Raw genomic sequence first — 15090 nt, forward strand, 5'->3', positions numbered from 1 at the left:
TCTTTAAGACAGAAAAAGACTCTCCTGCACCTAGCTCATCCTTGCTAGATGGAGGACAATACTTTTCATGTTCTGGCAGGCAGCCGTCATCAGCGTCTGTTCTTTCACTTGCTTTTTTTCACGCAAACGACAATAGCACAGCCCGTGCAGTTCTTTTAAAACTGCAAAGTTACGCTCAACTTTCTCTTTTCTCATGCGGTAAATCCATTTCCCTTCATTGGAAAGCCGGTTCAACCGAACCTGCTCTTTGAATAATACAAGGGGATCCAGAGGTGGGCGGCCATTATCTTCAGAATAGTAGGGACGTGAAAAATGAAAGGAATCAGAAAAAATCAGGCTGTCGAGACTTTCTCGACAGCCTGAGAGCCAGCATTCGATGCTGGCTCTTCTTATTTATGTTTTAATTAGGCCGTGTGGATCGAGAACAAACTTTTTCGCAGCGCCCTGGTCAAACTCGCGGTAACCGCGTGGTGCATCTTCTAAACCAATCACCGTTGCGTTAACTGCTTTAGCAATTTCCGCTTTGCCTTGCAGGATGGAATGCATTAACCCTCTATGATATCTCATCACTGGAGTTTGCCCTGTAACGAACGTCTGCGCTTTTGCCCACCCAAGTCCGAAGTCTAGTTTTAATGACCCTCGGCGTGCATCTTCATCAGAAGCACCTGGATCTTCGGTTACATAAAGCCCGGGAATACCTAGACCACCACCGGCTTTCGTTGCATCCATTACCGTGTTAAGTACTTTAGCGGGTGCTTCTTCGTGACTGTGACCATATGCTTCAAAACCTACACAGTCGACAGCACAATCGACAACAGGCTGTCCTAGAATTTGTTCGATTTGTTCGCTGATATTATCATGTTTACTAACATTGATCGTCTCACAGCCAAAGCTTCTCGCTTGAGCTAGACGTTCTTCAATTAAATCTCCGACAATGACGACTGAAGCTCCTAGTAACTGAGCCGAATGAGCAGCTGCTAATCCTACGGGTCCAGCTCCGGCGATATAGACGGTAGATCCCACTTTTACTCCTGCAGAGTATGCACCGTGAAAACCAGTGGGGAAAATATCCGAAAGCATCGTTAAATCAAGAATTTTATCCATAGCTTCGTCTTTATCCGGGAATTTAAGGACCTGGAAGTCAGCGTAGGGCACCATCACATACTCTGCCTGGCCTCCCACCCAGCCTCCCATATCTACATATCCGTAGGCGGATCCTGGACGATCTGGGTTTACATTTAAACAGATGTGAGTCTTTCCTTCAATACAGTTTACGCAGCGTCCGCAGGCAATATTAAAAGGAACAGACACGAGATCTCCTTTTTTAACGAATTCCACATCTCTTCCGGTTTCTATGACTTCTCCTGTAATTTCATGACCAAGAATCAATCCTTCCGGGGCAGTAGTCCTCCCACGTACCATGTGTTGATCGCTGCCACAAATATTAGTAGAAACTACCTTTAAGATAACACCATGTTCACATTTCCGTCCTACGTTCTTAGGGTTAACGCCAGGTCCATCCCGTAAAACTAACTCTGGAAAATCAATCTCTTTAACAGTCACATCACCATTTCCTGTGTAAGCTACAGCACGGTTGTTCGTTGCCATGCATGAACCTCCTCATAATTATTTTGCTAACTAGCAAATCACCTTGAGCGAGAGCGATACAACACAGTAAAACAGCCAAGCTGGTTAAATAGTTCATTCATAAGTAAAAGAAGTAGTGTGGGTTAGAAAGGTATTTACAAGGAATGGATGTTGTGGAAACATAAGGGTATATTAGCTGCATTATATGAATACCCTTTCATAGTTGTCTCAAACATGAGACTTTTACGTTTATGATAGGTGATGGAGATTTATAAAGAAAACTGTCTCATAGAAAATCCCCTCAGGTTTACCTCTGAGGGGACTTACTTATTTGCGAGAACTTCGCATAATTAAACTAATAATAAAGACGAAAATAATCGCCCCAATAAGAGCAGGTATAATGGCAATTCCTGCTAGACTAGGACCTAAGCTTCCTAGCAATTCGCCACCAAGCCAAGCGCCTACTATACCTGCAATTATATTACCTATAATACCAAGCGGCATATCTCTGCCAATTAAGATTTGGGCTAACCACCCTATAAGTCCTCCAACGATTAAATATAAAATAATTCCCATGAATTATACCTCCTTTGTTATAATCAATATTTATCCGCTTATGTTTCTTTTAAAACATACAAAATACTTTGACATCATTCGCTGCGAACTTTAAGAACTGAAACTTTGAATTGCCTGTTTTAGAAGCTAAATAGACAGTTATGATCTAATTTACTGTTATCGATCGGTGATGGGATGTTTTTTTAATGGTGGTCAACATTTTCGAAAAACGAATCGTTAATTTTCAACATAGTCTGGTATAATGTTCACTATAGTAACAAAAGGATGAACATAGTTCGGATGTCTCTTTAGGGGGTTAATTTGTGAAGAAAAAACAAGAATTAGAAATGCAAATTGAGCAAGTCCGCTTGAAGATGTATCATCATTACAATAATGATCCCGATGATCCGAACATTCTTAATATTTCTAAAGAGCTGGATCATTTATTAAATCAGCTTAGTAATTTTAATACGGAACAAGGAAAATAGATAAAAAGAGGCTACCTGAAATACACAAGATTCGTTATCGTTTCCATTTCTTACATAGTGATAGTGAAAACCACTCATATTGAATGAGCGGTTTTTTTATTGCATCCACGAATGAATCGATTTATCTCGTGGTAAGGAATATATGAGAGAGATTGTAAAAGGGAGTGTGTTGAAGGTGTCAGCCATCCAGGTCGTTCTATTATTATTCTTAGGTTATATCGTATTTACTTTAGATAAAAAACAAGAAGATGTTCCAGTTCCCGTCGTATTATTGCTGCTTGGCATTGGACTATCATTTGTTCCTTTTTTCTCATCAATAGATGTAAATAAGGAATTAATTTATGATTATTTTTTACCTGCCCTATTATTTATTTCCGCCTATCAATATTCTCCGAAGGCGCTTAGAAAATACGCCTGGATGATTGGGATGTTAAGTACGATAGGACTCATTTTTACAGCTCTTGCGTTAGGGTTATTTACTTATGCTGTAGGAGGAATCTTTACGTCGTTTACACTATTAAGTGCTCTCCTCATTGCTGCGATCTTAACACCTACTGACCCTGTATCAGTGGTTTCTATTCTAAAACAATCTTCAACAGATGAAGAGGTAGCGGATATTGTGGAAGGTGAATCTATGATAAATGATGGAACGAGTGTCGTATGGTTTACGGTTCTATCTTCCATGTTTGTAAAAGGTGAAACTTTTAAGTTTTTTCCTTTTTTAGGAGAGTTTCTTATCGTTTCACTTGGTGGCGCTGCCATTGGGTTAGTCTTCGGTTGGATCGTCAGCAAAGCTGTGCATTTTACTCACCATAGACAATATCAAATCATGTTAAGTATCGTGTTGACCTATGGATCCTTTCATCTGGCAGAACATGTGGGTGTTTCAGGAGTTTTAGCGACAGTGGGTGCTGGAATTATGCTAGCCTGGGAATTTGATCATACAAATAAAACGGATCATTATTATGAGTCACTTTCTAGTTTTTGGGATGTTGTAGAACCTACCGTTTTATCTCTCGTATTTTTAGTGATTGGAATAGAGGCTACTGATCATTTGGTTTCAGAGGTATGGGTTTTAGCTGGTCTCTTGTTTTTAGCCGCATTTATCATTCGGTTCTTTGTAGTAGGGGGTACAATGCAATTCTCCCCCACTTTCCGAAGGCACCTAAATTTGAAGAAGAGCGCTATTATTTCTTGGGCAGGTATCAAAGGTACCATGAGTGTCGTTTTATTACTAAGTCTGCAAGCAGATGCTGGTTCACAAGCGGAAGGTATCCTGTCGGTTACTTTTGCTGTAATTATTTTATCCATTGTGATCCAAAGCTTAGGAGTTTATCCATTATCTAAGCGACTGTAACCAATAAAAACACCGCTTGAGCAAAAAAGCGGTGTTTTTCAGCTTATAAACCGAAATTTTCGATCATATTGTGTGTTTTTTGAATCTCTTCCTCGGACATTTCTATTAGATACATTCCAGAGCTCGTTTTACTACTCCCGGACATTTGGTACGTTTCAGCTTCTTTGCGAGCCCCGTTGTATTTTGTAGCAAGCTGTCTCATATCTTGAAAATCCATATTAGTGCTGACGTTTTCGCCTAGTACTTCCATAACATTCCCCATTTGATTAACCATGTCTAAACTAGCGCCCTTATTTATAACGCCTTGAATAACCTGACGTTGACGCTCATTACGCCCCATATCTCCTTGAGGATCCTCTTTTCTCATACGCACGTAAGCAAGAGCTTCTTCTCCCGAAAGCTCTAATTGCCCTTCTGGAAATTGGTAGCCATCGTACTGAAAGGAGCGAGTGTTTTGTACAGTAATTCCATTAACAGCATCAACTAATTGAGAAAGACCTTTCATATTCACTCTAGTAAAATAGTCAACCTCTATATCTAAGAAGTTCTCTACCGTATCAACCACCATATTGCTTCCTCCATATGCATAAGCGTGATTCATACGAGTCACTCTTCCATCGCCAATAATTTCAGCTTCTGTATCTCTTGGAATGCTTACCATTTGCATTTTTTCGTTTACAGGGTCAAGAGTGAGCACGATCATCGTATCCGAACGCCCGCGATCATTCTCCCGTTCATCTACTCCAAGAAGCAAAATATTTACGGGTTCCTCGTTCTTTACTTTCTTTTTTGTCACAGCTGTATCTATGGACTCTATGTTTTCGTGAAGGTCATTGTTAACCGTACTTCGAACATCATTAAGTAAATAAAGAGAAAGCCCTGCAGCAGTTATCAGAACCACCCCAAAAATAAGAAGCAATATTTTCCACCAGCGACCTTTGGAATGCTTTGATTTCCTTTTATCTTTTCTGCCCATACGTCCACCTCTATTGAAATATAATCGAACCATATTTTAGTTTATTATACGTGGATTGGTTTAAATTGTAAAAGTCATTTAAGTAGTAGATGTGTGATAGAATAATAGCTAGTTTTAAAAAAGGTAAGGTGTTTATTTTGAAAGAAGTAATTTTACTTTTAGCTGAAGTGGTTAATTTATTTCATGAAGTGATATGGAAAATTTCTAATGAGTTAGGATTAAATTTAACGGATAAAGAACTACATTTTTGGGTGATTGGTATTTTAGGTGTTTTTGGGTTGCTTCTCGTTGATCTATTGTTCCACTCCTTATCTAAATGGAGCATAACAGCTATTTCCTTTTTATTTACTTTTGCGATGGTGCTTGTATTTGTATTTGCTGTTGAAATTCAACAAAGGATCACAGGGGCTGGAAATATGGAATTTGCTGATGCTGCTTACAGTGTATTAGGATTTTTGGCTTTTTGTGTGATTTATTTAATGATTAAAGGTTTTTACAAGTGGATACGTTAGTTTTCTCTAGCTTAAACAGGCTGGGACAGGGAGCATAAGGGTATCAGGTACCGAAAAGCTGTAAAAGAGCGAAGTGCCAAGTGTGAATTTCGGTACCTGGTACCCGGTGCGCAAGAGGAAGAAGAGGCCCTGCCCGGCCTCTTCTAATTTACTTGATGACTCGTCCGCTTCCATCCACATACACGGAAGTGACAATTGTTCGGTTAAAGTTCTTATTTTGCGTTTTTCCCTCTAAATCAATGGTAAGATTGTATACACCTTCTCCAAGGTTAGCAAGTTTCTTCGATGAGGTTCCGTCTAAATCATCCCACTTTACTCTCCTGGATTTCTGTTTACCATTCTTATAGTATTCGAGGTTAATTATACTTTTTACATTCTTTCCATCCATGGCTTGAGCAGGGGTTTTTTTAGAAAAAGAGACTTCTAGATCACGATCTACTTCGAGGTTAAAAGCTTCATTTAACAAACTATCAAACTGTACGGCTAACAAGTAGTTTTCATTATGTGAAAAAGCCTCTATTTTCCATTGCCCAGCGGCTGGGCTATCCACTGTTAATGTATGATGATAACTGCCTTCAAAAACGATTGTTTCATCTGGTTTTGTATCGAAGGAAGACCATTTGCTTCCGTCAGGGTCAGTAAGTGTAAAATTGGTATCTTTTTGATCGCTTATCCAATTAATGGTTATCTCTTCAGCGCTTTCTTCCACGGAAAATGTTTCTATTGTTTTTCCCTTGTAATGACCACCTCTTAAATAAGCCTCAGCAGAAAGATAGTCTTCATTTTTGAAGGTTGAAACATTTTTAGCTTGAAGGTCTTCAGTTGTTTCATAAAGATAGTCTGAAAAATGGCTAAACGTCGAACGACCTGTACGAATTTCTGAATGATTCCAATTACCTACCTGTAATTCAGTACTATAAGGTAACGTTGAGCTTTTAACAGTTACTGCTCCATCATTTGCTCCGTAACTACTAAGATAAAGGCCGCCCCAGTACAATGATGAGCCAAATGATCCCCAACTTGTCCCAGCAAGCGTGTAAATAGGAGTATAAGAATGAACATCTGTTTGTTGGCGAAAATAATCCATATAGCCAGTTTGAAGAGAGTAGGTGGCCTCATTTTTGCCCCCAATAATGTCAGCCAGCCAACCTGCCCAGCTGCTATAAGCTAAATTTGCTAATTCTGACCCTTGATGTGGAGAAGAGAGAGTGATGACGCGATCGACAAATGAGGAAGCTCCGTAGTGAACAAGAGCCGATTGGGTATCAATACCACCTTTACTATGGCCGACAATGACAAGCTTTTCACCGAAGTGGTGGTAAATCTCTTCCAGCTTCTCAGCTAAAAGGCGGCCGTTGTCCCACATATTATTGGTGGGATATAAGTCGACAAATGCCGTTTCAAATCCATTCTGATACGCCATATCATACATATCGTTTTCTTCCCACCACGTATGAGAAGAGCTGTTTAATCCGTGGATAAATACAACTGGAGATTTTGCAGGATCTACATAAGAGGGAGGTAAACCTTCGTACCACTGACCTGGTGTACCTGAAGCATCACCTTTTCCAAATTTACCTGCGTGGACTTGTAAGGGAAGGACGAGAGAGAGAACCATAAGCACCACTCCAATTCTTTTCATAACATTCCCCTTTCATTATAAAATTGATTGCTTCTCCTTTATTATCGCTATCTTCAAAAATATGTAAAGGCTTCCAAGCCAAAAGTAATCCTTCGAACTAGGAAGAATAGCTGGGAGTAAGCAAAAAGTCCTGAAGCTCCTTTACTAAAGGAATGACTTCAGGACTGTATTGACCAGCCATGATTATCTAGAGAAAAACTCTTCTAGTATAAGAACACAAGCGCCAATTGCAGAAGCATGATCTCCTAGTTTAGACCGTACGATAGGTGTTTCCTTAGCGTGTGCCGTTAATCCACGGGAAAGGATGGTTTCCTCAATCCCTTTCATTAAAAACTCTTCAGCCTTAGCTACTCCTCCACCAATAATAATTCGCTTCGGGTTTAACGTGTGGATTAAATTCGTTAATCCTATTCCTAAATACCTTCCCGTCTGATTAAGCAAGTCTATACAAAATTCATCGCCTTGCTTAGCCGCTTCATAAACAACAGCTCCATCAATCTTCTCTAATTGACCATTCACGATGTCCCTGACAAGGGATGGTTTCCCAGCTTTTAGCTCCTTTATTGCACGTTCAGCTATAGCAGGGCCGGCAGCTAGCGTTTGAAGGCACCCATAATTTCCACACGTACATTTAGGTCCTGATAGGTCGATTGTTACGTGTCCAATCTCTCCAGCAAGACTGTTTTCCCCGTGAAACAGCTGACCTTTAATCATTAAACCAGCACCGATCCCGTGTCCAACGTTTACACCAACTATATTGTCAGCATCATTTCCGTTACCAAACCAGGATTCACCTAACGTCATCGTTCTAGCATCGTTTTCTACTTTTACGATCATATTAAATTCTTTTTCCAAATGTTCTTTAATGGGAATGTTATGCAAATGAAAGGAAGGGGCGAATAATGAAATTCCATTCTCTGTATCGACAATCCCATGCATCCCAATGCCGATGCCAATAAATTTCTTTTGCGGTAAATCTGCCGGATCAAATACTTGATGAATTCCTTCCTTCATTGTGTTAATAATATCATCTTGATTAGGACGTTCTTTGATAGGTACTTCAAACGTTTGTTGAATTTCCCCATATAAATTAGTGACGACCATATTCAATTTATAACGTCCTACATCTACCCCTAAGATATAAAAACGATTGGCATTAATCGCGAGGAGGGTAGGTTTTCGGCCTCCTTTGGACTTCCCCTGTGTCGTTTCTACAACGAATTCTGTGTCAATCAGTTCTTTAACAATGTTACTGACAGTTGGAGGAGTTAATTGAGTATTTTTGGCGATATCTGCTCGAGAAATAGGCCCGTCTACTCTGATCATATTTAAGATCATGGCCCGATTAATTGACTTCATTAATTGAAAGCTTCCCCTCGTATACTTTGTGTTCATAGGATCTCCTCCAAGTTTTTACTCTTTTCCACATCATATCACAATAGTTAATTAAATAACTTTACAAATGATTTTTTCCTAATCAGTATAAGATATAGAAGATAAATTATGTATCATTTAGAAGAATTGTTGGTCCTTCTAAAAAAGTCGCGGCTGCTCAACTAATGGAGATCGTTAGACAAGGTTTTCTACGCGGAACATGCAATGCACTTATGCCTGAGGTTAAAAGTGTAACAAAGCAATAAGCAACTGAATAGTATCATCTACTATTGCTCCAGATTAAATCATGTAAGTGAGTCTTATTTCTTAGGAGGAAGGGGAGAATTTTTAGATTTATTCGATAAAGAAAAGACAGAGTGTTTTTTTTATGATAACATTAAGTAAATTAAATTAATTAACAAAGTTTATTTGGAAGTGAAGAGGAACAACTTCCGGTAAGCGGATAGTTACATCTATAAATAAAAATAAGAGGTGATAGATTTGGATCAATTAAAGCAAGCATTTAATCAATATATGGAAGAGGGAGGAGAGCCACAAGCTTTTTTTGCGCCGGGTAGAGTTAATCTAATCGGTGAACATACCGATTATAACGGCGGTCATGTATTTCCTTGTGCATTAAGCGTGGGAACTTATGCGTTAGCTCGAAAAAGAAACGATCAAAAAATTCGTCTTTATTCGATGAATTTCCCTGATGTAGGAGTTATTGAAGCAGATAAGGAGAATTTGCAATATGCTAAAGAGAGAGAGTGGAGCAATTATCCTCTTGGGGTAACGGCAATTTTTCAAAAAGAAGGTTATGAAATCGATTCAGGTTTTGACGTGGCTTTCTATGGAAACATCCCTAATGGTGCTGGTTTGTCATCTTCTGCTTCCATAGAAGTACTTACAGCTGTCATGTTAAAAGAGTTATTCGATTTGAAAGTTAGTATGATAGAACTTATTAAACTGACACAGCGTGCTGAAAATGAATTTGTGGGTGTGAATTGTGGGATTATGGATCAATTTTCCATAGCTGCGGGGAAGCGTGATCATGCCATCTTGTTAAACTGTGACACACTAGAGTATGAGCAAACCCCATTGAAGATGGATGGACTTATTCTAGTAATTGCGAACACGAACAAGAGAAGAGGTCTTGCTGATTCTAAATACAACGAGCGTCGTAGTGAATGTGAAGAAGCGTTAAGGCTTTTAAAACAAGAATTGGATATTGAAACATTAGGTGATTTAACGAATGAAGCATTTGATCAATATGCTCATCTTATTAAAGATTCTATTGTAAAGAAACGAGCACGGCATGCTGTTTACGAGAATAATCGTACATTAATGGCTGTGGAAAAACTAAACGATGGGGATATTGAAGCCTTTGGTCAGTTAATGAATGAATCACACCGTTCCTTGCGTGATGATTATGAAGTCACTGGAAAAGAGCTAGATGCACTAGTAGAAGCAGCATGGAATGAAGGAGCAATAGGCTCAAGAATGACCGGTGCAGGTTTTGGAGGTTGTACGATAAGTATTGTTCCTGAAGATAAAGTAGAAACATTTACTGATCGAGTAAGTAAAGAGTATACCGAAAAGACTGGATTAGAAGCCGAGTTTTATGTAGTAAATGTAGGCGACGGTGCAAAACCGTTAGCAGAAAGGCAGGGGTAATATGAGTGTGCTGGTTTGTGGCGGGGCTGGTTTCATAGGGAGTCATGCTGTAGCAAAGCTCCTTGACCAACAAGAAGAAGTTGTAGTCGTCGATAATTTGCAAACAGGTCATAGAGATGCGGTTTTAAAAGATGCGGCTTTTTATGAAGGGGATTTACGTGATGAATCTTTTCTACGAGAAGTATTTGAGAAGGAATCCATTGATTCAGTCATCCACTTTGCTGCGGATTCACTTGTAGGTGAAAGTGTAGAGAACCCTCTAAAGTATTATGACAACAATGTCAGCGGAGCCATATCGCTTCTAAAAGTAATGGCTGAATTTAAGGTGAAAAATATCGTCTTTTCCTCAACAGCTGCCACATATGGAGAGCCGGACCAGGTTCCTATACTGGAAGAAGATCCAACGGTGCCGACTAATCCATATGGAGAAACGAAGTTAGCTATTGAGAAAATGCTGAAATGGGCGGATGAAGCTCATGGTATAAAGTATGTGGTCTTACGCTATTTTAACGTAGCGGGCGCAGATCCAGAAGGCAGAGTAGGTGAAGACCATCGACCAGAAACACACCTTATTCCTTTAATATTACAAGTGCCTTTAGGGAAGCGCGACAAAATATATATATTTGGAAATGATTACGATACGAAAGATGGAACGTGCATTCGTGATTATATCCATGTCAGCGATTTAGTAGATGCACATTTGTTAGCTATAAGAAAAGTACAAAATACCGGGCAAAGCTCTATTTACAACCTAGGAAATGGGAAGGGATTTACGGTACAAGAAATGATTGAAGCGGCCAGGAAAGTGACAAATCATGAAATTCCTGCAGAGGTTGCGCCCCGTCGCCCAGGAGATCCTGCTCAATTAGTGGCTTCTTCTGCCAAGGCGATGGAAGAGTTAGGGTGGGCTCCGCAATTTCCAGATATTGCAACGATGATCGCTCATGCGTGGGAATGGTTTCAAGATCATCCTCAAGGATATAAAAAGTAGGGAGTGGTACAGATGGAAACAATTTATCAAGAGATTGATCGGCTCGTATCTTATGGGCTCCAAAAAGGGTTACTCTCAGTTTGGGACGTAGACTATGTGCGAAATTCATATTTCAGGTTGTTTTCCCTTGATGGAGAAATGCCGAGCAGGAGTCTCAGTGAAACCATAACCTCTCCCGTTCCTACCTTACAGAAGATGCTTGAGTATGCTGCAGATTCTGGAATGATCGATGGAGAATCGGTTACTGAACGAGATTTATTTGATGCAAAAATTATGGAGGTTTTGACCCCTAGACCGTCAGAAGTTATAAAGAGTTTTTATCAAACCTATGAAACGAGCGGGCCGATAAAAGCTACAGAGCATTTTTATCAATTATCAAAAGACGTACATTACATTCGTACGGATAGAATTGCACAAAATGTACACTGGTATAGTGAAACAGAGTATGGAAATCTGGAGATCACCATTAATTTATCAAAGCCTGAAAAAGACCCTAAGGCCATTGCGGCTGCGAAATCCAATCAAACGAGTAATTATCCTTCTTGTTTACTTTGTAAGGAAAATGTTGGTTATCCTGGACGGATGGATCACCCAGCTCGAGATAACCATAGAATAATTCCTATTAAACTTACTGAAGAAAACTGGTTTATGCAATTTTCACCTTATGTATATTATAAAGAACACGCCATCGTATTTTCGAGAGAGCATCGCCCAATGAAAATTTCAAAAGATGGGTTCCAAAGACTCTTGGAATTTACTGAGCAGTATCCTCACTATTTTGTAGGCTCAAACGCGGACTTGCCAATAGTAGGAGGATCTATTTTGAGTCATGATCATTTCCAGGGAGGCAGTCACGAATTCCCTATGGCTAAAGCGCCTATGGAAGATGTTTTTGAAGTGAAAGGTTTTAAGGATGTAGAAGCAGGAATTGTAAAGTGGCCAATGTCCGTTCTACGCTTGCGAGGAAAGAATAAGCAGCAACTCGTTGAATTAGCCAGCCATACTTTAGATTCTTGGAAAAAATACCGAGATGAGAGTGTAGGAGTATTTGAAGCTACTGATGGTACACCTCATAATACGATTACACCGATTGCACGATTTAGAGATGGAAAATTTGAGTTAGATCTTGTGCTAAGAAATAACCGTACGAGTGAAGAGCATCCATACGGTATCTTTCATCCTCATGAAGAAGTTCATCATATTAAAAAAGAAAATATAGGACTTATAGAAGTGATGGGACTAGCTGTCTTACCAGGGCGGCTTAAAGAGGAGATGGATATGCTTGCTTCTTATCTTTCCCACGGAGATTGGGAGAAAGCGCAAAAGGACGAACGCACGTCAAAACATGTCACGTGGGCAAAAGGGATTGCAGCTCGTCATCTATCTTCTTCACCTCAAGATATAAGAGAGCAATTAAATGATGAAATTGGCCGTACGTTTTCTACTGTCCTGGAACATGCTGGGGTGTTTAAAAGAGATGCTGAGGGTGCGGAGGCTTTTAGGCGTTTTATACATCAATTATAGAGAGGAGAATAAGTGCTTGCGCAATGGAATGAGAGAATGATGTCGAACGCATGACCATTTTCCCTTCTAGGGTGGTGAGGCAGCGAGTTTTTATGGTAAGGAAGCAGAGTATTAGTGCACCCTCCATGTAAGGCGCCTACGAAAGGGAAAGCGTCCAAAACCCTGGATATTGGGAGTACTATTGGAAATTAGATTTAAAGATTGGAGGAGTATAAATGCCCTACCTTGGAGTAGATTATTATCCAGAACACTGGCCTGACGAGATGATCACAGAGGATATTAAAGGAATTAAAGACCTAGGAGCAAATATTGTAAGAATCGGTGAATTTGCTTGGCATCTAATGGAGCCGGAAGAAGGAAAGTTTGATTTTTCTTATTTTGATTCCGTAATTAGCGAATTAAAAGAACACGGTTTAAAAGTCATGTTTGGAACACCTACAGCTACTTTTCCAGCTTGGCTCGCGCACCAGCATCCATCCATTTTATCTGAAAATGAAAACGGCCAAGTCCGTGTTTTTGGAGGGAGACGTCAGTATTGCTTTAATTCTGAAGTATATCGTAAATACGCTCGAACGATTACGAAGCGGTTAGCTGAGCACTATTCAGATGAACCAGCTATCGTATCCTGGCAAATTGATAATGAATTTGGTCATGAAGGCAGTGACCAATGCTATTGCGAAAAATGTCATGAAAAATTTCAAGAGTTTCTGAAGCATAAATATAAATCGATTGATACTCTAAATGAAACGTGGGGAACGATTTTTTGGGGGCAGACGTACAATGATTTTAATGAAATACCTGTACCTAAGCTTACAATAACTACTCATAATCCAACATTAAAGCTGGACTGGGCTCGCTTTAGATCACACTCTCTTAACTCATTTACACACGAAATGACAGAGATCGTTCGTGAAGTAAAAGGAGAACATCAAACGGTCACGACGAATGTTTCTGGAGGTTTCTTTGATAAATCTTTTGACCACGAAGAAAATGTCAAAAAGATGGACTTCGTTTCTTATGATAATTACCCAGTCTGGGGAGGTTTGGAACAGCCGATTGAGCCAGCTGCCATCGCTATGACGCATGATTTTAACCGTGGCCTGCTGAACCAGAATTATTGGATTGTTGAAGAGCTTATGGGAGCTCAAGGTCATGATGTTATTGGTTACCTGCCAAGACCCAATCAAGCAAAAATGTGGTCTTACCAAGCATTTGCCCACGGCTGCTCCGATATGCTCTATTTCCGCTGGCGTGGAATGACGAAAGGGGCAGAACAATTTTGCTACGGTGTAGTGGATCATGATAACCACTACGGTCGAAAATATAAAGAAGTACAATCCTTATTTAACGAGATAAAAGAATATGACCATGTCCTTCAATCTCCTATTGAGGCTGAAGTTGCGGTCCTTTATGATTACGATAATATTTGGTCATGGAATGGACAAGTGCAAAGTAAGGGATTTGATTTTAATGAAGAGTTACTCCGGTTGTATCGGCCATTTTATAAATTAAACACTCCTATTGACGTCATTCCTTCCCACCGTGAGTTGTCCGATTACAAGGTGGTGGTTGTTCCTGTGATGCAAGTACTTGATCGTCAGCTTGCTCAAAAGCTTGAGCAATTTGCTGAAACAGGCGGTACGGTCATCTTCTCTTATCGAACTGGATTAAAAGACAGAAATAATAATTTACGCTTAGGTGAGAGATTACCGGGACCTGTTCGTAAAATTATTGGAGCACGTGTAGAAGAGATCGAATCACTCACTGAAGCTCATCAACTAAAGTTAACTGGAAAAGGCGAATTTGTTAATACACCTGGTGAGATTTCAGTATGGCGGGATCTTCTTGTACCAGAAGAGGCTGATGTTTTATATGAGTACAGTGATGAATTCTATAATCAATATGCTGCGGTTACTGAAAATAATGTGGGCCAAGGGACGGTCTACTACATCGGTGGTGGGTTAAATGAAGAACCACTCGATCGAATCGCAAAAAATATACTTTCTTCTCATGGCGTTGCTTTTGTTGAAACTCCCGAAAACGTAGAGGTATATGAAAGGGTAGTAGACGAGGAAAGATATACTTTTGTTATGAATCATAACGCGACAGTACAACATTATGATGGTGAAGAACTCCAGCCCTTCGCGAGTAAGTTAATAAAAAAATAATTTTCAACCGCTCTTTCTATAAGAGCGGTTTTTATTTGTGTTGACGTTTAGATTAATTTCTTACGTATGTGCTGATGATTTACTGCAGGCTAATAAAGTGATGACCTCGGATTCTTTTTAATGATGGTCGCTGGTAGATAAAGATAGAAAGCCTAAACAAATTCCTGGAATCATACCAGAAAAAGAAGCTTGTGCAAGGAACACTGCTAGAGTTAAGCACGTTTACGTTAAGGAAAAGCGAT

At 39.7% G+C, this 15090-nt stretch carries 12 protein-coding genes and 1 pseudogene; 7 read left to right on the forward strand and 6 right to left on the reverse strand.

Annotated elements, in window-relative coordinates; all coding sequences use genetic code 11:
* Nucleotides 1-30: 30 nt before the first annotated feature.
* From IEV27_RS16235 to IEV27_RS16245, 3 genes and pseudogenes are all read right to left on the reverse strand, one after another.
* A pseudogene (locus IEV27_RS16235) lies at nt 31-249 on the reverse strand (transposase); the annotation flags it as partial.
* Nucleotides 250-393: 144 nt separating this feature from the next.
* Nucleotides 394-1608: a formaldehyde dehydrogenase, glutathione-independent gene (fdhA, locus tag IEV27_RS16240; protein WP_188378552.1), complete on the reverse strand. Its 1215-nt coding sequence runs from the start codon at nt 1606-1608 to the stop codon at nt 394-396.
* 306 nt (nt 1609-1914) lie between these two features.
* Nucleotides 1915-2163, reverse strand: a complete 249-nt coding sequence (locus IEV27_RS16245) for a GlsB/YeaQ/YmgE family stress response membrane protein (RefSeq protein WP_188378553.1) — start codon at nt 2161-2163, stop codon at nt 1915-1917.
* A gap of 302 nt (nt 2164-2465) precedes the next feature.
* On the opposite strand from IEV27_RS16245, the gene IEV27_RS16250 reads away from it, so the two are divergent.
* Both IEV27_RS16250 and IEV27_RS16255 read left to right on the forward strand, forming a co-directional pair.
* Entirely contained in the window at nt 2466-2630 is a 165-nt protein-coding gene (locus IEV27_RS16250) for an aspartyl-phosphate phosphatase Spo0E family protein (RefSeq protein WP_229735393.1), read from the forward strand.
* A 175-nt stretch (nt 2631-2805) separates the two neighbouring features.
* Nucleotides 2806-3987, forward strand: a complete 1182-nt coding sequence (locus tag IEV27_RS16255) for a cation:proton antiporter (RefSeq protein WP_188378554.1) — start codon at nt 2806-2808, stop codon at nt 3985-3987.
* A gap of 43 nt (nt 3988-4030) precedes the next feature.
* On the opposite strand, the gene IEV27_RS16260 is transcribed toward IEV27_RS16255, so the two are convergent.
* The gene (locus IEV27_RS16260; protein WP_188378555.1) at nt 4031-4963 is read right to left on the reverse strand and encodes an LCP family glycopolymer transferase; all 933 of its coding nucleotides are present in this window, start codon (nt 4961-4963) and stop codon (nt 4031-4033) included.
* Nucleotides 4964-5100: 137 nt separating this feature from the next.
* Here IEV27_RS16260 and IEV27_RS16265 point away from each other — a divergent pair, with 137 nt between their 5' ends.
* A complete protein-coding gene (locus IEV27_RS16265; RefSeq protein WP_188378556.1) occupies nt 5101-5475 on the forward strand; it encodes a hypothetical protein in 375 nt (124 codons plus the stop codon).
* A gap of 148 nt (nt 5476-5623) precedes the next feature.
* On the opposite strand, the gene IEV27_RS16270 is transcribed toward IEV27_RS16265, so the two are convergent.
* Nucleotides 5624-7117: an esterase/lipase family protein gene (locus tag IEV27_RS16270; protein WP_188378557.1), complete on the reverse strand. Its 1494-nt coding sequence runs from the start codon at nt 7115-7117 to the stop codon at nt 5624-5626.
* Nucleotides 7118-7300: 183 nt separating this feature from the next.
* On the reverse strand, nt 7301-8512 hold the full coding sequence (locus tag IEV27_RS16275; protein ID WP_188378558.1) for an ROK family transcriptional regulator: 1212 nt from the start codon (nt 8510-8512) through the stop codon (nt 7301-7303).
* Between the two features lie 474 nt (nt 8513-8986).
* Here IEV27_RS16275 and IEV27_RS16280 point away from each other — a divergent pair, with 474 nt between their 5' ends.
* The 4 genes from IEV27_RS16280 (at nt 8987) to IEV27_RS16295 (ending at nt 14848) form a co-directional block, all read left to right on the forward strand.
* The gene (locus IEV27_RS16280) at nt 8987-10165 is read left to right on the forward strand and encodes a galactokinase (RefSeq protein ID WP_373868121.1); all 1179 of its coding nucleotides are present in this window, start codon (nt 8987-8989) and stop codon (nt 10163-10165) included.
* Between the two features lies 1 nt (nt 10166).
* Nucleotides 10167-11156, forward strand: a complete 990-nt coding sequence (galE, locus tag IEV27_RS16285) for a UDP-glucose 4-epimerase GalE (protein WP_188378560.1) — start codon at nt 10167-10169, stop codon at nt 11154-11156.
* A gap of 12 nt (nt 11157-11168) precedes the next feature.
* On the forward strand, nt 11169-12680 hold the full coding sequence (galT, locus tag IEV27_RS16290; protein WP_188378561.1) for a UDP-glucose--hexose-1-phosphate uridylyltransferase: 1512 nt from the start codon (nt 11169-11171) through the stop codon (nt 12678-12680).
* A gap of 215 nt (nt 12681-12895) precedes the next feature.
* Nucleotides 12896-14848: a beta-galactosidase gene (locus IEV27_RS16295; RefSeq protein WP_188378562.1), complete on the forward strand. Its 1953-nt coding sequence runs from the start codon at nt 12896-12898 to the stop codon at nt 14846-14848.
* The last annotated feature ends 242 nt before the right edge of the window (nt 14849-15090 follow it).

Origin of the sequence: Halobacillus andaensis, from assembly GCF_014636475.1 — a bacterium.
GTDB lineage: Bacteria > Bacillota > Bacilli > Bacillales > Halobacillaceae > Halobacillus_A > Halobacillus_A andaensis.